This is a genomic window from Ruegeria sp. CE6, from assembly GCF_056537485.1.
Genome location: NZ_JBQFRR010000004.1, coordinates 150,660 through 168,148, shown reverse-complemented (window position 1 = coordinate 168,148; position 17,489 = coordinate 150,660). Strand labels below are relative to the sequence as shown.

The 17,489-nt window shown below is 58.5% G+C and carries 19 protein-coding genes; 1 reads left to right on the top strand and 18 read right to left on the bottom strand.

From position 1 onward, the window contains the following. Positions 1-24 precede the first annotated feature (24 nt). The 15 genes from ACR0DK_RS16940 to ruvC all read right to left on the bottom strand — a co-directional run bounded on the left by ACR0DK_RS16940 (position 25) and on the right by ruvC (position 14,192). Positions 25-1,701 carry a formate--tetrahydrofolate ligase gene (locus tag ACR0DK_RS16940; RefSeq protein ID WP_170397376.1) on the bottom strand — a complete coding sequence of 559 codons (1,677 nt, stop codon included), beginning with the start codon at positions 1,699-1,701 and terminating at the stop codon, positions 25-27. A 166-nt stretch (positions 1,702-1,867) separates the two neighbouring features. Next, complete coding sequence (locus ACR0DK_RS16935) at positions 1,868-2,443, bottom strand: MOSC domain-containing protein (RefSeq protein WP_170511399.1); 576 nt, start codon at positions 2,441-2,443, stop codon at positions 1,868-1,870. 95 nt (positions 2,444-2,538) lie between these two features. Beyond that, positions 2,539-4,455, bottom strand: coding sequence for an ATP-dependent zinc metalloprotease FtsH (ftsH, locus tag ACR0DK_RS16930; protein WP_170424311.1), 1,917 nt, complete (start codon positions 4,453-4,455; stop codon positions 2,539-2,541). A gap of 77 nt (positions 4,456-4,532) precedes the next feature. Further along, a complete protein-coding gene (tilS, locus tag ACR0DK_RS16925; protein ID WP_480737258.1) occupies positions 4,533-5,786 on the bottom strand; it encodes a tRNA lysidine(34) synthetase TilS in 1,254 nt (417 codons plus the stop codon). Next, on the bottom strand, positions 5,783-6,613 hold the full coding sequence (gene ybgF, locus ACR0DK_RS16920) for a tol-pal system protein YbgF (protein WP_480737256.1): 831 nt from the start codon (positions 6,611-6,613) through the stop codon (positions 5,783-5,785). Before ybgF ends, tilS begins: the two co-directional genes overlap by 4 nt. 4 nt (positions 6,614-6,617) lie before the next feature. After that, entirely contained in the window at positions 6,618-7,121 is a 504-nt protein-coding gene (gene pal, locus ACR0DK_RS16915; RefSeq protein WP_170397385.1) for a peptidoglycan-associated lipoprotein Pal, read from the bottom strand. Between the two features lie 86 nt (positions 7,122-7,207). Further along, positions 7,208-8,527, bottom strand: a complete 1,320-nt coding sequence (tolB, locus tag ACR0DK_RS16910) for a Tol-Pal system beta propeller repeat protein TolB (protein ID WP_170466163.1) — start codon at positions 8,525-8,527, stop codon at positions 7,208-7,210. Beyond that, positions 8,524-9,627, bottom strand: coding sequence for an energy transducer TonB (locus ACR0DK_RS16905; RefSeq protein ID WP_480737254.1), 1,104 nt, complete (start codon positions 9,625-9,627; stop codon positions 8,524-8,526). The genes tolB and ACR0DK_RS16905 overlap by 4 nt, the downstream gene beginning before the upstream one ends. Positions 9,628-9,642: 15 nt before the next feature. Then, positions 9,643-10,113 (bottom strand): protein TolR, encoded by a 471-nt coding sequence (gene tolR / locus ACR0DK_RS16900; protein ID WP_170424320.1) that lies wholly within the window; start codon positions 10,111-10,113, stop codon positions 9,643-9,645. A 2-nt stretch (positions 10,114-10,115) separates the two neighbouring features. Then, the gene (tolQ, locus tag ACR0DK_RS16895; RefSeq protein ID WP_170397391.1) at positions 10,116-10,811 is read right to left on the bottom strand and encodes a protein TolQ; all 696 of its coding nucleotides are present in this window, start codon (positions 10,809-10,811) and stop codon (positions 10,116-10,118) included. Between the two features lie 105 nt (positions 10,812-10,916). Next, a complete protein-coding gene (gene ybgC / locus ACR0DK_RS16890; protein WP_170404386.1) occupies positions 10,917-11,300 on the bottom strand; it encodes a tol-pal system-associated acyl-CoA thioesterase in 384 nt (127 codons plus the stop codon). Then, a complete protein-coding gene (locus ACR0DK_RS16885) occupies positions 11,297-11,920 on the bottom strand; it encodes a hypothetical protein (protein WP_170397395.1) in 624 nt (207 codons plus the stop codon). The genes ybgC and ACR0DK_RS16885 overlap by 4 nt, the downstream gene beginning before the upstream one ends. A gap of 64 nt (positions 11,921-11,984) precedes the next feature. Then, entirely contained in the window at positions 11,985-13,004 is a 1,020-nt protein-coding gene (gene ruvB, locus ACR0DK_RS16880) for a Holliday junction branch migration DNA helicase RuvB (RefSeq protein WP_480737250.1), read from the bottom strand. 16 nt (positions 13,005-13,020) lie between these two features. Next, a complete protein-coding gene (ruvA, locus tag ACR0DK_RS16875) occupies positions 13,021-13,698 on the bottom strand; it encodes a Holliday junction branch migration protein RuvA (protein ID WP_170424326.1) in 678 nt (225 codons plus the stop codon). Then, positions 13,695-14,192, bottom strand: a complete 498-nt coding sequence (gene ruvC, locus ACR0DK_RS16870; protein WP_170818083.1) for a crossover junction endodeoxyribonuclease RuvC — start codon at positions 14,190-14,192, stop codon at positions 13,695-13,697. Before ruvC ends, ruvA begins: the two co-directional genes overlap by 4 nt. Positions 14,193-14,525: 333 nt before the next feature. Between ruvC and ACR0DK_RS16865 the strand changes: the two genes are divergently transcribed. Continuing rightward, a complete protein-coding gene (locus tag ACR0DK_RS16865; protein WP_170397404.1) occupies positions 14,526-14,741 on the top strand; it encodes a DUF1127 domain-containing protein in 216 nt (71 codons plus the stop codon). 108 nt (positions 14,742-14,849) lie between these two features. On the opposite strand, the gene ACR0DK_RS16860 is transcribed toward ACR0DK_RS16865, so the two are convergent. From ACR0DK_RS16860 to ACR0DK_RS16850, 3 genes are all read right to left on the bottom strand, one after another. Further along, positions 14,850-15,194 (bottom strand): hypothetical protein, encoded by a 345-nt coding sequence (locus ACR0DK_RS16860; protein ID WP_170397406.1) that lies wholly within the window; start codon positions 15,192-15,194, stop codon positions 14,850-14,852. Between the two features lie 104 nt (positions 15,195-15,298). After that, positions 15,299-16,171, bottom strand: coding sequence for a 50S ribosomal protein L11 methyltransferase (locus ACR0DK_RS16855; protein ID WP_480737247.1), 873 nt, complete (start codon positions 16,169-16,171; stop codon positions 15,299-15,301). Between the two features lie 66 nt (positions 16,172-16,237). Further along, positions 16,238-17,470, bottom strand: a complete 1,233-nt coding sequence (locus ACR0DK_RS16850) for an MFS transporter (protein WP_480737245.1) — start codon at positions 17,468-17,470, stop codon at positions 16,238-16,240. Positions 17,471-17,489: the final 19 nt, after the last annotated feature.

Sequence of the window (17,489 nt, the reverse complement as noted above, 5' to 3'; positions counted from 1 at the left end):
CCACGAGATGTCTTATTTGAGCGCTTAGAACAAGCCCTCGATCTCACCTGCGTCGTTAAGGCAGATGGTTTCGGCGGCCGGTTTGCGCGGCAGACCGGGCATGGTCATGATCTCACCGCAGACAACGACGATGAAACCGGCACCAGCGGAAAGGCGAACCTCACGCACCGGAACCGAGTGTCCGGTAGGCGCGCCGCGCAGGGTTGGGTCGGTCGAGAACGAATACTGGGTTTTCGCCATGCAGACCGGCAGATTGCCATAGCCTGCTTCTTCCCATTCGCGCAGCTGGTTGCGGATCTTGTTGTCGGCCAGAACTTCGTCGGCGCGATAGATACGCTTGGCGATGGTTTCGATCTTCTCGAACAGCGACATGTCGTCAGGGTAGATCGGTGAGAAGTTCGCGGCGCCGTTTTCGACGATTTCGACAACTTTTTCCGCCAAAGGCGCAGAGCCATCCGAACCCAGCTCCCAGTGACGCGACAGGATCGCCTCAACACCATGCTCGCCGCAGTAGTCCTTGACCGCCTGAACTTCGTCATCAGTGTCGGTGACGAAGTGGTTGATCGCGACGACAACCGGAACACCGAAGGATTTGACGTTTTCGATGTGACGACCCAGGTTGGCGCAACCTGACTTCACAGCGTCAACGTTTTCCGCACCCAAGTCAGCCTTGGCCACGCCGCCATTCATTTTCATCGCGCGCACGGTGGCCACCAGCACCACTGCCGACGGAGCAATACCCGCCTTGCGGCACTTAATGTTCATGAACTTCTCGGCACCGAGGTCAGCACCAAAGCCCGCTTCGGTGACAACATAGTCGGCCACTTTCAGAGCGGTTTTGGTTGCGATAACCGAGTTACAGCCGTGCGCGATGTTTGCAAACGGGCCGCCGTGGACAAAAGCCGGGTTGTTTTCCAGCGTCTGCACCAGGTTCGGCTGCATCGCGTCTTTCAACAGAACGGTCATTGCACCTTCTGCCTTGATATCGCGGCAGTAAACCGGGGTCTTGTCGCGGCGGTAAGCAACAATGATGTCGCCCAGACGCTTCTCCAGATCTTTCAAGTCGTTTGCCAAGCAGAGGATCGCCATGACTTCGGACGCCACGGTGATGTCAAAGCCTGCTTCACGCGGGAAACCATTCGACACGCCGCCCAGAGACGCCGTGATCTGACGCAGAGCACGGTCATTCATGTCGACGACGCGGCGCCATGCAACGCGGCGGGTGTCGATTTCCTGCTCGTTGCCCCAGTAAATGTGGTTGTCGATCATCGCCGACAGCAGCGAGTGGGCCGAGGTGATGGCGTGGAAGTCACCTGTGAAGTGCAGGTTCATTTCTTCCATCGGAACAACCTGCGCGTAACCGCCACCTGCGGCGCCGCCCTTCATGCCGAAGTTCGGGCCAAGCGAAGCTTCGCGGATACAGATCATCGCGTTCTTGCCGATGCGGTTCAAGCCGTCGCCCAGACCTACGGTGGTGGTGGTCTTGCCTTCACCTGCGGGGGTTGGGTTGATCGCGGTCACCAGGATCAGCTTGCCGTCTTCGCGGTCCTGTACCGAGTTGATGAAGTCCTGGCTGACTTTGGCCTTGTCATGGCCGTAAGGCAGCAGATCATCGCTGGAGATACCCAGCTTCGCGCCGATTTCCTGAATCGGCTTTTTGTTCGCCTCGCGGGCAATCTCAATGTCGGATTTGTAGCTCATTGGGCAGGGTCCCTGATTGAATTCCGTGCAAAACCGACGCACGGGCGTCGGCGCTGCGCAACATATACTGACGTACACAACTCTGATGGCTAAGGATTCCGACATTTTCATGCCGCGAAACGGCGTTGCGAGAAATCGTAATGCGCAAATCGGAAACGGATTGAACCTATGGGTTCCAAAGGGGCTGATCCGGCACAAACAATTGCATCTTGTCGCCGCGTTTCAGAGCCCCCGGGCGTTCGACCCAAGCCGTTATCCCGCGTCGCCCTTTGGCCGCAGGTTTGAATGCCGCCCCGTAACCGGTGTGATCCGCCTCGATCTCACGGCCCGGAAGAACGCAGGGGGCGTTTTCCATGTCCACAGTGATCGTTAAACCGCTCTCGGCCTGCAACCGCGAAGATGGAGGGATATGAGAGAAATCGGGAATGCCCTTCAGGACAATCGAAGCCCCAAGGTAAGACGGATCAAGCGTTGCCAACTCCATCTCAGCCGCAATATCACCCAATTCCTCTGCCGACAGCACTGACAGTTGCCGCACATTCCGGATCTCGGTGCCCTTTTGATAGAGATTCGCTACTCGAACACAGGACGCCCTATTGAGCCCCTGATGCCGTTCCCCCTGAACGCCATCAAAATTCAGGTCCAAATCGTTGACAGGCTTGGCCCGCAAAGACTGGCCTGCTGGAACATGGCCCAGCCATACCACCTCGGCTGAATATTCTGTTTCACGCAAGAATGGCATGAGGCGCCCCCCTTCAATCACAGGTTAGCAGGCATAATGCCTAGCAAAGCCCTGATGAAAAGAGAAAACCCGGAGGCTGGCTCCGGGTTTTGCAATTATGCAGTGGGTTCTGGTTCCATACCGCCATCTGGCGGCGATTTCTTGGACTTGGTCTTCGGGATGGCAGTTACGCTGGGGGCGTTGCCCTCATCGGGGCTGTCACCCTCATCATCGCTTTCGGTGGGCGGTTCGCCATTCATGACGCGCTTGATCTCATCGCCGGTCAGGGTCTCATACTCAAGCAGGCCTTGCGCCAGTCGCTCCCATTCCTCGTTCTTGTCGGTCAGGATCTTGTGCGCGCGTTCATAGCCTTGCTGGATCAGGCGCTTTACCTCTTCTTCGATCAGCTCTTTGGTATGAGCCGATACCGAGAACCCGGCGGTGTTGCCCTGATAGCCTTCATGCGCCTCGGCATAGTCGATGTTGCCGACCTTGTCCGACATGCCCCAGCGCATCACCATGGCGCGGGCCAACTGGCTGGCCTGCATGATATCACCCGCAGGGCCGTTCGACACGTGATCTTCGCCGTATTTAATCACCTCGGCGGCCTTGCCTGCCATAGTCATGGCCAGCTTCTGCTCACACTCATCGCGGTGATAGTTCAGACGATCCATTTCGGGCAGTGACACAACCATACCCAGCGCACCACCGCGCGGAATGATGGTCGCCTTATAGACCGGATCGCACAGCGGCAGTTCCAGACCCACAACGGCATGGCCGGCCTCGTGATAGGCGGTTTTTTCCTTCTGGTCCTGCGTCAGCACCATCGAACGGCGCTCGGCCCCCATCATCACCTTGTCTTTGGCGTTCTCAAAGTCCTCCATTGTGACAAAGCGACGACCGACGCGGGCGGCCATCAATGCGGCCTCGTTCACGAGGTTCGCCAGATCAGCGCCCGAAAAGCCCGGCGTGCCGCGCGCGATAATGCGCAGGTCGACATCGGGACCCAGAGGCGTCTTGCGCGCGTGAACGCCCAGAATTTTTTCACGGCCTTTGATGTCGGGGTTGCCGACGGTCACGTTACGGTCAAACCGGCCCGGACGCAGCAGCGCGGGGTCCAGAACGTCCTTCCGGTTGGTGGCAGCCAGAATGATCACGCCTTCATTGGCCTCGAAACCGTCCATCTCAACCAGCAGCTGGTTGAGAGTCTGTTCGCGTTCGTCGTTACCGCCGCCATAGCCAGCACCACGATGGCGCCCCACGGCGTCAATTTCGTCGATGAAGACGATACAAGGCGCGTTCTTCTTGGCTTGCTCGAACATGTCACGCACACGCGATGCACCAACACCAACGAACATTTCAACGAAATCGGAACCCGAGATCGTAAAGAACGGCACACCTGCCTCGCCCGCAATCGCACGGGCAAGCAGCGTCTTACCAGTGCCCGGAGGGCCAACCAGCAGCGCGCCTTTGGGAATCTTACCGCCCAAACGCGAAAATTTCTGCGGGTTGCGCAGGAATTCCACGATCTCTTCCAGCTCTTCCTTGGCCTCGTCGATGCCCGCAACGTCGTCGAACGTCACCCGGCCGTGCTTTTCGGTCAGCATCTTGGCCTTGGACTTGCCAAAACCCATCGCGCCACCTTTGCCGCCACCCTGCATCCGGTTCATAAAATAGACCCAGACACCGATCAGCAGCAGGAAGGGCAGCAGCGTGATCAGGAACGACTGGAAACCCGATTGCTGCTGTTTTTCAGCACGTACGGGGATGTTCTTGTCGATCAGCAGCTTCGTCACCTCGGCATCGGTGGGTTTGATGGTGACAAAGTCCTGATTCTCATTCGTGCGATAGCGGATCTGTTCGCCATCCAGCGTCACGCTGGTGACGTCTCCGGCGTCCACGGCGCTGACGAATTCGGAATAGGTGCGTTCATTGTTCTGAAGCGACCCGCTGGGTCCACTGAACAGGTTGAACAGTGCCAGGATCAGCAGAAACAGAACGACCCAGAAGGCGATGTTGCGAGCGTTGCCCAAGGAAAATCTCCCGAAAGGTTTCGGCAGGTGGGGACCTGCCGGGGTTGTTCCTTAAAATAGAGAGGATTGTGGCAGGTTCAATGAGATAAAATCACCGCATCGAAGTCGGACCTTTCTGGAAGCAGTTCGGCCCGCCATTCGTTTGCAAAACCGGCCAGAGGTGCCGCCAATAGCATGCCTTCGGCCCAGACCGAGGGCGTCGACAACACTGCAGCGCGAGGTTTGCCCACAGAGCGCCAGTTTTCCAGCTGCAATATACCATCCTCACCAAGCGCCCGGATTTCCGCAACTTCAGTTTTTGGCCCGGATATAATCCAACGCCTGTCCCAAGGTTCTGAGGGGCGCGCGTGCTGATTGCTGACGGCGTTTAGCTCTCTGCAAACCCAAGTTTTTTTGCCTTCCGGGGTAAAAATACAGCCCCCCAGGGTGGCCGTCTGAGCAGACGATATCGAATCCAGCACTTGATCAACCGCTTTGTGTCGTGGCGGATACTCTCCTCCCACGATCCATGAAACCGACGCGATCACAAGCCGACGACGGATTTCTTCGGGCAGAGTTTCGAAACCTTCGCGATCAATGCAAAGATCGCCATCCGTCACCGTCATGCACCGGAAAGCGGATTCTTGCGCGTATTGCGCCAATGCTTCACGCGCTTGCGCCATATTTTCAGCGACCCGTGATAATGACTCTGCCGTGATCCCGATTTGATTTAATCCGGAAAGTGCCTGGCGGGCTTTGATCCGGTCAAAACGAGGGTCCTGATTCGACGGATCATCAATCCACGAAATACCTTGCGCAGTCAGATATTCCCGAAGATCGGAGCGTGTCGTGGACAGCAATGGGCGCAGCAATGTGACCCGACCTTCTTTTCGCGATACAGCCATGGCCGAAAGCCCCGAAACGCCCGAAGCACGGGCCAGCCGCATCAGTACCGTTTCAGCCTGATCATCCTCCGTGTGGCCCAGCGCAACTGCCTCTAGGCCCTTCGATTCGGCCCACGCGACCAGCAACCGGTATCTCGCACGCCGCGCCTGATCCTGCAGATTTCCGGATCCATCCCACCCCTGCCATTTCAGCGTTTCATGAGGAATGCCTAAGCGCTGCGCCAGGGTTGCGACAGCCAAGGCCTCTGACGCAGATTCAGCTCGCAGGCCGTGATCAACGGTCGCCGCAAACAGCTCGATCTGCTCTTGTCGCGCGATATCAACAAGTAATCGCAACAGGGCAGTCGAATCACTGCCCCCTGATACCGCCACCCCCAGACGGCGCGGCAGTGGATCGGGCAGACCTGCCCGCAAATTGGCCCGAAGCGTATCGGCGTCAGAGGTCAAGAACAGCCCAGCGTTGCCATTTCCTGTGTGGCCGAAGCAGCTGGTGCCGATGCCGGAAACCGAACGCCAACTTCGCCGAGAGTGATGCAAGCCTGATCGGTTTGGCCCAGCTGTCCAAGCGCTGCGCCCAACTCAAACAACGCCTCGGGTGCCAGAGGCCCTTCGGAGTCGCCCGTGAAGCTGGCCAGAAAGGCGCGCGCCGCTTCGCGTGTATCGCCCACCCCTTTCAGCGCCTGCCCGCGCCGCAGGTTGGCTTGGCTCGCCAGCGGGCTGCCCGGATAGGACTGGTCGAATTGCGCAAACAGATCGGCCGCGGTCTGGAAATCTCCATCCACCAGGGCCTGCGAAGCGGCATCAAAATCCGCTTGTTCACCGACTGCAAGCTCACCCTGATCAGTGACCGTGGGTTGCGTAGGGTTGGGGGTGGGTGCCACAGCCACATCGGTCGATGTCTCACCACCCAGCGTTGAGGTTTCACCCAACGCGCTCAGATCACCGCCTTCAAGTTCAACCAGACGAAACTCCAAATCACCGATACGGTTGGTGCCATCGGTCACGACATTCTGCACCCTTTGGTTCAACTGCTCGGTCTGGCGTGTCAGGCGCTGCAATTCTGCCTCGATCGCATCAACGCGCTCAAGCACGGAACTGCCAGACAGGTTTGGCGCGGGGGACCCAGTGGTTGAAAACTCGCGCTTGAGACGCTGAATTTCCACATGCAGTACGGTTAATTCCTGACGGATATCCGCCAAAGTCTGCTGATCCTGTGCCTGTGCCATACCAGCGACGGTCACGACCGCCGCCAGAACCAAACATGCAATTCGCATCATCTTACCCCAAGGTTGAACCGGTCAGCACCGTCACCGCGCGGCGGTTTTTCGAATAGCAATCCTCGGTGCTGCAAATTTCGATCGGGCGTTCCTTGCCATAGCTGACGGTGGTCAACCGGTTGCCTGCCACCCCGCGCGAGATCAGATACTCCCGCGCCGCATTGGCCCGACGAGCTCCAAGCGCAAGGTTGTATTCGCGCGTGCCCTGCTCGTCCGCATGGCCTTCGATATTGGCGACAAAATCCGGATTGGCGAGCAGCCAATCGGCCTGCCCTTGCAGAATCGTCTGCGCCTGCGGGCTGAGCGTGGACTGATCGACCGCGAACAGAACCCGGTCACCAACTGTTTGCTGGAAATAGGCTGGCGAACGCGGATCACTGGGTGAGCCCGGAACCAGTGCGCCGCTGCCACCAGCGCCGCCACCCAGAGCCGACGGATCATTATTGGAACAGGCCGCAATCAGGGTCAGCGCCCCAATTGCCGCGACTTTGCTCAACAGTTTCATCTCAAGTGCCTCGTGTTTCGTTGTTTATTGCCGCGCTTCTATCACATTGCGGGTTTGTTGTGAACTTTACCTGCGGTCTGTTCCAATCAATTCTGCAGTGGCCCCCAAGACGGGTCGCTACCGCCATCCGGCGTTCTAACAGGACGCAAGTTACGGCCCGAAATATCCACAGAGTAAAGCGTCGATCGACCGCTTGCCCCCTGAGTTTCGCGGGTGAACATTATGACCCGCCCGTTTGGCGACCAAGTGGGACCTTCGTCCAGGAACGAGGCGGTCAAAAGGCGCTCTTCGCTGCCATCCGTGCGCATAACACCGATGTGGAAGCGACCTTTGTTCTGCTTGGTAAAGGCAATCAAGTCACCACGCGGAGACCAGACCGGCGTGCCATAGCGGCCTTGCCCAAAACTGATCCGCGTTGCCTCGCCTCCGTTGGCGGGCATGATGTAAAGCTGCGGAGTGCCCGACCGGTCGCTTTCAAACACGATCCGACTGCCGTCCGGCGCATAGCTTGGTGCAGTTTCAATCGCGGGCGTATTGGTCAGTCGCACGCTTTGGCCCGAGGCCAGATCCATTTTCCACAAATCCGTGTTTCCGCCTTGGGTCAACGAATAAACAATTGAACGACCATCCGGAGAGAAGCGCGGTGAGAAACTCATGGTGCCTTCCTGCGTTTTCAACTCCTGCCGCTTCACGCGGCCGACATCCAGCACGTAAATACGCGGCTGACCGGTCTCGTAGCTGGTATAGAGCAACTGGTCGCCCGTCGGTGAGAACCGAGGCGCCAGAACAATCGCTGCGCTGTCGGTCAGATACTGCACATTCGCGCCGTCATAATCCATGATCGCCAACCGCTTGCGCCGCTGATCCTTAGGGCCGCTTTCCGACACGAACGCGACTCGGCTGTCGAAATAGGCGCCCTCTCCCGTGATCCGGGTATAAACCTGATCCGCGACCTTATGCGCCATGCGCCTCCAACCGTCGGTTGTTCCTGCAAACTGCAAACCGTTGCCGAGTTCCTGCCCCGAGAAGACATCCCAAACCCGGAACCGGACCGTCAGGCGCTTGCCCGACACATTGACCGCCCCTGTCACCAGTGCTTGAGCGTTGATCGCCTTCCAATCTGCGAACTGTACCGGCGCATCGAAACTGCTGACGCGGCTGATATATGCATCCGACGAGATTTCACGAAACAGGCCCGTTCCGGTCAGGTCAGACACGACCACCCGCGAGATATCTTGTGCATATTGTGCCGCCGAGGGACCGTCAGGCACAAAGCTTGGCACGGCAAACGGCATTGGTTCGATGATCCCTTCATCGATTTCCAGACGCAGCGGGCCACTTTGGGCGTAGGCCGAGGTCGAAAGAAGGGTCAGGCCAATTAAGAGGCTGGTCAGAAGTTTCATCATTTGATCCGCATCCTCTCGGGATTGAATGTAATCTCAATATCCTGCCATTGATCGTATTTGTCAGCAGGTAGGTCATATCCTTTAGACCCACAGCGCAAAATTGCGCGCCGCGCGGCTTCGTAGGCTTGTTTTGCTGATGCGGCCGAGCCGCCTGAACTGTCGAGTAGCTGCAAACTGCCGCCAACCACTTTGCCATCTCTGGTTAACGAAAACCCGACAACAACCACGGTTTCCAGCGCATCCGTCGACAGGGACCCGACATTCCAACACCGCGACACCGCAACCCGCATCGCGTCTTTTTCGCCGCTTGTCAGTGGTGGGCCCGAAGGTTCGGTGCCATTGCCCAATGCTTCGGCCAAGGCGTCATTGATCGCTTGCTCGTTTTGCGCAGGTTCAGTCGGCGCGGGCTGGGGCGTTTCTGCAACCTCAGGCTCTGGCTGGGGTGCCGGCCGGTTCGGGCGCACGCGCGGACGAGGAGAAGTTCGCGGGGCCGGATCTTCGACTTCTTCCGCCTCGGTCACAATCTCGGGCGCGGCCTCTTCCGGTGCCGTTTGATCTTGCTGTTCTTGTTGGATTTCCGCCCCTTCATCCAGCGAAACCGGAGGGGTTTCAATGTCATCCGGCTTGGCCTCGGGCGGAGGAGGAGCAATCTGCTCGGGCGCGATCTTATCCGCAGGGCTTGGTTCGGCCTCTGGGCCCGGAGGCGCAGGAAGCGCCGCCAGCTCAGGCTCGGGTTCTTCAAGCGTCGGAGGTTGTTCGATCAGTTCGGGCTCGGGCGGCACTTCCACCGTTTCCGGTTCCGGCTCGGGCTCAGGTTCCGGCTCGGGCTGGGCAACCGGCTCAGGTTCGGGCGTATCTTCCGGCGTCGGGTCCAGTATTTCGATCTCATCAGGTTCTGCAGGCTGTTGCAGTTCAGCCGGGTCAGTCGGCACCTCGGGTGCTTCGCGTTGCGCGGTCATGGCCGCAAACTGCTCAGCCGAGATCACCGAGACATCCTGTACAGCCATCGGCAGCGGCTCGGACCGGAAGGTCCCGCCGATCAGCGCCCAGCCAATCAGGCTGACATGCGCAATTGCCGAAATCTTGGTGCCGGTATCCACCGCGCAGCCTCACTCTCACCCTTCGTCCAGCGTTGGCCCGCCGGTATCAGTCACAAGGCCAACGTTGGAAAACCCGCCCGCGTTCAAAGCACCCATGACCTGCATCACTTGCGCATATGGAATCGCGCCGTCAGCACGCAAGAACACGCGGTCGCTGCTGCGCTCAGCTGCGATCGCGCGCAGCTTACCGATCAGTTCTTCGCGCAGCACATCCGTGGTCTGGATCTGCACGCGCCCATCTGCGGTCAGGGTCACGGTCAGCGGCTCTTCGTTGTCACCGGGTAAGGCACTTGCGGCAGTCTTGGGCAGATCGACAGGTACGCCGACGGTCAACAATGGGGCCGCCACCATAAAGATGATCAGCAACACCAGCATGACATCAACAAAGGGCGTCACGTTGATCTCGGCCATCGGTTGGGCGCGCCCGCGCCGCCGTCCGCGCCTGCGTCCGTTCCCGCCCGAGCTTTGCTGAACTGCCGCACCCATCGTCAGCTATCCAACTGACGCGACAGGATAGTGGCGAATTCATCGGCAAAGGCCTCGTAGCCGCCGACGATGCGGTCACTGTCTGCGCTGAGTTTATTATAGAATATCACCGCCGGGATCGCGGCCAGCAAGCCAAGACCGGTGGCCAGCAACGCCTCGGCAATACCCGGGGCCACAACGGCGAGGTTTGTGTTCTGCTGCTCGGCAATCTCGATAAAGGCATTCATGATGCCCCAAACGGTGCCAAACAGGCCGATAAACGGCGCTGTCGATCCGACAGTGGCCAGAATGGGCAACCCTTTTTGCAGCCCCTCAGCCTCTTTCGCGATCGCCACGTCCATCGAGCGATCGATCCGCGCCGTCGCCCCTGCGATCAAGCCGCCATCGGTGCGGTGCGAGCGTCGCCACTCGATCATCCCCGCCGCGAAAATCTTCTCGGAACTGCCATCGGGCTGGGTTCCGATCTGCTCGAACAGCTCATCTAGCGGATTGCCAGACCAGAAGCTTTCATCGAATACCTGCGCCTCGCGCCGCGCGGCTCGGTAGTTGATCAGTTTCTGAATGATAATGCCCCAGGACCAGATGGATGCACCGATCAGCATCAACATCACCAGTTTGACGATAAAGGTCGCGCGGGCATACAGCCCCCACATGGAGAAATCGATCTCCTGCGCCAGCGCCAGCGTTTCAGCTTCCATGAACCTGCTCTTTGTTTTGCCTGATGGCCATTTGGCCTTGTTTTGCCAAACGCTAACGCAGATGGAGATGAAAAGCCAACAGAACCACCCCGGAGGCTGAAAATGTTACATCAATGCGCGAATCTCTGCCGGAAGGCGCACGGGCTTACCCTGCGCGTTCATGCAGACAGCCGTTACCTCGGCGCGGAAAATCTCGGTCTCGCCACGCTTGACCAATTGCGACATTGTCAACCGAGCGCCCGATAGCGAAACCATCTCGGTCTCGACCATCAGCTCGTCTTCAAACCTAGCGGCGGCGAGATAATCCGCCTCGATCCGCCGCACGACCCAGACAATGCCTGCGTCCCGCATCGCGTTCTGATCATTACCCAGTTTACGCACCCAGTCCGACCGGGCGCGTTCGATGAATCTCAGATAATTTGCGTGATAGACCACGCCTCCCATGTCGGTGTCTTCGTAATAAACACGGACCGGGTAGTGATGCTTCATTGCGACGGCTCCAATCTGGCGAACAAGCGCAACGCATGAGAGGGGTCCTGCGCGGCACCGGGCAGAACAGGATCGTAGGCGGCGCGGATCAAGGCCGCAATATCAGGCCGCAAGATCGTCGCGTCACCAGCAATCGCCAGAGGTGAGGCGCTGCGAAAGGCAGTATCGGACCAAAGCAGGATCGTTTGCACGACCTGGTTTAGCGCCAGCGTTTCTGCCGGCACTTTCGACAGCTCTTTGTCCATGCGCAAAAACACAAATGCCGCGCGGATAGCGCCGTCATCCTCGAACCGAAATATGCGATACTGATTGGCATCGGCAGCCACCAGCCGGTCAACCAGTGGAGCCAGATCCGGGATCAGGCGATCCAGATCGGGCACGTCCAACAATTCCTGCCACTCACGGAAGAAGAACACCATGCAATTGGCACCCAGTTCGGGATCCGTCTCGGCCATCTTGTGATTTGCCAGAGTGACAACCGCCTCGAACGCACCTTTTACGGTCGACAGCGTTTCATCCTCGACACCAAACACGATGGGCACGATGGGTCTGCCCCAGCGCGCAAACAGAAACTCACCGCTATCGCGTGTGAACAGCGCCTCAATCTCATCGGGTGTCACGCCCCAGTCCTTCTTCTCGATTTAGATACGACCGCCTGAGGCTTAAAATCTAATGCGCCCCACTTCAACCAAACAGATCGCTTTGTCCTTTGGGTGCAGCCATCCCCAGATGCGTCCATGCCTTTTGCGCCAGCATCCGTCCGCGCGGAGTGCGCTGGATCAGGCCTTGCTGCAGGAGATAAGGCTCGATCACCTCTTCCAGCGAATCCCGGCTTTCGGACAACGCCGCCGAGAGTGTTTCAATCCCCACTGGCCCGCCCGCATAGTTCTCGGCAATCAGCTTCAAATACCGGCGGTCGGCCCCGTCCAGACCAAGGTTATCGACCCCCAGCCGGGTCAGTGACCCATCCGCCAAGTCGCGCGTAATCCGCCCATCGCCTTCAACAATGGCAAAATCCACTACGCGTCTCAGCAGACGACCGGCGATCCGTGGTGTTCCACGAGACCTGCGCGCGATCTCACGCGCGCCTTCGTCATCCGCAGGTGCGCCCAGTTTGCGGGCATTGCGGGTGACGATCTCGTGCAACTCGTCGACCGTATAGAACTGCAGCCGGGTCGGGATGCCAAACCGATCGCGCAACGGCGTGGTCAGCAACCCCATCCGCGTTGTCGCCCCGACCAGCGTAAATGGCTGCAGCTCGATCCGTACAGTCCGTGCCGCCGGACCTTCACCAATGACAAGATCCAGCTCGAAATCCTCCATCGCGGGGTACAGCACCTCTTCGACCGCCGGGTTCAGACGGTGAATCTCGTCGATGAACAAGACATCCCGCGATTCCAGATTGGTCAGAATCGCCGCCAAATCCCCCGCCTTGGCCAGAACCGGCCCCGAGGTCATGCGGAAATTCACTCCCAACTCGCGCGCCATGATCTGCGCAAGCGTGGTCTTACCCAATCCAGGTGGACCATGGAACAGCGTGTGATCCATCGCCTCACCGCGTTGGCGGGCCGACTGGATGAAGATGCGTAGGTTGGCCCGCGCCTCGGCCTGACCAATGAATTCATCCAGCCCCTGCGGGCGCAGGGCGCGGTCATTGTCCTCGGGCATCCGTTCGGCTCGCAGGGCGGGATCAGCGTCTACCATTCAGTTACCCTTTCACTCAGCCCTTGGGGGCCAGTAGCTTCAGCGCGGCGCGTATCAGATCGGCCTCGCCCGCATCTGGCATATTGGCCGCTGCCTCGGCCACGGCCGATGCCGCCTCGGACGGTCCATAGCCCAAATTGCCCAACGCCGACAGCGCATCCGCAGAAGCAGCGGCAGCGCCCGAGGCCGGTTTCGCCACCCGTTTCGGAACAGGCGCAGGCTCGGTCGTCTCAACCACTTCAAGTGCCGGGCCATCCATCGCTTCGGTCACCGTGCCGCCCATCGCCATCACACCCGGGGCCTTGTCCTTGAGGTCAAGCACGATCCGCTGCGCGGTCTTGGGGCCGACACCCTTTGCGGCCTTCACGGCCCCCCAGTCGCCCAAGGCAATCGCGCGGCTGACACCATCGGGCCCCAGCGCACTAAGAATGGCCAGCGATACCTTCGCACCCACACCCTGAACCGAGCACAGCAGACGGTGCCATTCCTTCTCGACCAAGGACAGAAAACCATAAAGCTGCATCAGGTCTTCGCGCACGACCATATCGGTGTAGATTGACATTGCCTCACCCACCCCCGGCAGGGCCGCCATGGTCCGGTCCGAGCAATAGACGATATAGCCGACCCCCCGCACGTCGATCAGAACGTGATCCGCCGCGCGGTAATCCAGCCGTCCAGTGAGCTTGCCGATCATGCGCGTACCTCTTTCATCCGTGCCTGCGGTGCGGCGCCATAGTAGGAATGGCAGATCGCAATCGCCAATGCATCCGCAGCATCCGCCCCTTTGGGGGAACAACCGGGCAGTTGAAGTTTGACCATATGCAGAACCTGCTCTTTTTCGGCGTGGCCGACGCCCACCACCGTTTTCTTGACGCGGTTGGGGGCGTACTCGCCAACCGGCAAACCCGCTTGCGCAAGCGTCAGAAGCGCAACACCACGCGCCTGACCCAGTTTCAGTGTACCGGCCCCATCTTTGTTGACGAAGGTCTGTTCAATTGCCGCCTGATCTGGATTGTGCTCGGCGATGACTTCGACGATTTGATTGTGTAGCGACAGCAGCCTTTCCCCCAGATCATCACCATCGGATTTGCACAATCCATTCGCAATGTGGCTCAGGCGGCTGCCATGCGATTCGATGACGCCCCATCCCAAGGTTCTAAGCCCTGGATCAATGCCCAGAATTCGCATGTTTTGTCTCGGCCTGCTCGGGTTTGTGTGATCTTTTTTCATCGACTAGCACGAAGCGTGAACATTTTCCAAGGAAATCAACTCAGGGTCCAAAACCGACATTCATGTCGCCTCCGGTTCCTCGCGGCCTGTTTGCGACCGGGTTAGGTTCGTTTTCGACGCTTTTCCGATCGAACTTTAACCAATGATTTAAGGGGTTTTCATCAATTTCGAGCGTTGCAAAAAATGCATAGGACACATGCAATTTCTGCGCTTGCGCACGGCGAAACTCATCACTAGATGCCGCTCAGATCGCAAGATCAGAGTTTAACACAAACCAGAAGGAAACAGGATATGGCTGCACTGGATACCACCCGCACCACCACTGGCTCATTCGGCCTCGTCGGCCGTATCGGCGCACTTTTTGCATCGGTTGTAAACGCCGTTGTTGAATGGAATGACGCCCGCGCAACCCGTAACGCGCTGAACGGTCTTTCTGACCGCGAACTGGACGATATCGGACTATGCCGCGGCGACATCGACGTTGTCGCCGAAGGCCGCCGTTACTGAGATAACGGACTACCGCATACGCCCCTTCCTCCTCCCTGTGGGGCAAACAGAAACACCGCACGCCGTGAGGCATGCGGTGTTTTTGTTAGGAGGGTGCAAGATATCCGGTTAGAACCATACCTTGTTCAGTTGGCTCGAGAAAAACGCGGTCACCGGATCGGCCTGCATGATCCAGGCGCCAGCTTTCTCAACCGGCGTGCCCTGATTCAGGCTTTCAACACGCGTTTCGTACGCAGTCGGGCCAAGATGAGACAGTAAAAAGGCCTTGAAGGCAAAGAAGCCAACCAAACACAGTAACAAAACCCTCGCTGGAACTGCTGAACGCATACGCTGTGGTTTCATCACCACCAGCCCGTCTGAGCGCAACGTGGCACGATAGCCGCGGCTGAGTTTCTGGTGCTTTTTGTTCAAACGCGAGATGCGTTGATCGAATTCGAGTTGTTTTCCTGTCATGGCAGCCTCCGAAAACCGCCCCCCGAGTGCATTGAAAGACGGTAATTAGAGAATGCGACAAAAACGTGGCAAAAATCCACAAAACTCCCGTAAATGGTCTAAATTCAGCCCTGTTTGCTTAAGATTAGCGTCGTCCACTCACCAATCCGATCCTGGCGAACCAGATTGAAGCCGTTTTGGAGATAAACCGAGATCACGCCATCGGACTGTTCATTGAGGATTCCCGATAGAATCGCTTGTCCACCCCCCCGCAGGTTCGCCGAAATTTCAGGCGAAAGGGCCACGAGCGGACCTTTTAGGATATTGGCGAATATCAGATCGTAAGGCGCATGCGCCTTCAGATCCGGGTGATCGAAACCTGCAGCTTCAACACATTTAACCGCACCCGCCATACCGTTCGCCCGAAGGTTGGCCTCGGCCACATCGACGGCAACCTCATCAATGTCGCTGGCGATGATATCGCCATCCCAAACTCGAGCTGCGGCCATCGCCAGCACGGCAGTACCGCAGCCGATATCGGCAACTTTGGTGGCCGTGAACCCATGATCCAGAAGATGGTCCAAAGCCTTGAGGCAACCAAGCGTTGTCCCATGGTGCCCTGTGCCAAAGGCCATCGCAGCTTCGATCAGCAGCGGAATGCGGCCTTCGGGCAGTTTGTCGGCATCATGGCTTCCATAGACAAAAAACCGGCCGGCCTCGACCGGGGCTAGTTCGCGGCGGACATGGGCGACCCAATCCGTTTCGGGCAGTTCCGAGACCACAAAGGGCTTGGCCTCGAACGCGGCGGCCAGAACCGCCAGCGCGGTTTCATCCGGGGTTTCGGTAAAATAGCCGCCGACCTCCCACAGGCCCGAGCCATCCTCGACCTCGAACACGCCGACGCCGGTTGGTTCCGGGTCCAGCCGTTCCATCGCCTCGCCCAATCCTTCGGCGGCTTTCTTGCCGGTCAAAGTGGTCAGAGCAGTGAATGTTGGCATGGGGGCCTCCTGTTTCGATCGAAACAGCGCCTAGGGGCACCGACCGCCAAGGTCAAGCGGAGTCGCTTATTCGGCGGGCGCGGGGGCGTATTTCGACAGGATGGTTTCGTTGCCCGGTTCCGGATGACGCGGGATCAGTAATGACAGCAGAAGCGAGATGATCGCCATTGCAGCGGCCAAACCAAACACAGCGCCGGGCGAAACGACCCATAGCAGACCTAAAAGTGCTGGCAAGAAAACAGCGGCGATATGGTTGATGGTAAATGCCACCGCCGCAGTGGGTGCAATATCCGCCGGGTCGGCGATCTTCTGGAAATAAGTTTTCAAAGCCAACGCCAGAGCAAACAGCACATGGTCGATCACATAGAGAATCGCCGCCAGCAGCACGCCCCAGCTAAACCAGTAGATGCCGCCATAGGCTGCGAAAACGATGGCGAGCCCGGCATATTCAAAGATCAGCGTGCGGCGTTCGCCAAAACGCGCGACTGCCTTGCCCAGCAGCGGAGCCACCATCATGTTGATCATCAGGTTGATCAGGTACAGGCTGGTCAGTTCGTGCACTTCAAAGCCGAATTTCTCGACCATCATGAAACCGGCGAACACGACAAAAATCTGCCGCCGCGCGCCCGCCATGAACTGTAATGCATAATACAGCCAGTAGCGGCGGCGTAGGATCAGCTTCTTGGTCTGCGGCGTCGGCGCGTCGAATTGCGGGTAAGCGATCAGGCAAAACAATGCCAGCAAGGCCGTCACGCCGCCCGCCGCCATGAACACGAAGTTATAGGACAGGTCGAAGCGGTCCCATGTCAGAACGATCAACCCATAGACCACAGCCGTCGCAGCCGAGCCCATAGCCACCAGCCAGCCAAGCACCTGCGGCGCACGGTCTTTAGGCAGCCATTGCAGCTGCAGTGACTGGTTCACCGTCTCATAGTAGTGAAACCCGATCGAGCTGAACAGCGTCACAAACAGCAGCCCGCCAAGGCTGGGAAACCAGGCCGTCACCGCCGTCGCCACGCCCAACATCATCAATGAGATCATGGCCAGTACCTGTTCGCGGATGAAAATGATCACCGCAATCACGCCAACGGCCAGAAAGCCCGGAATCTCGCGTACCGTGTGCAAAAGCCCGATATCCGCCCCGTCGAAGTTCGCCGCCTCGATGACGAAATTGTTCAGCAATGCACTCCACGCGTTGAACGCGATCGGCATGGTCAACGCCATCACGAACAAGAGCGTCATAGGTCGGCGCCAGAGCGGAAGACTCTGCGCCTCAGACAAGGGCATGGGTTTCAGCATGAGGATGCTCTACGCCCAT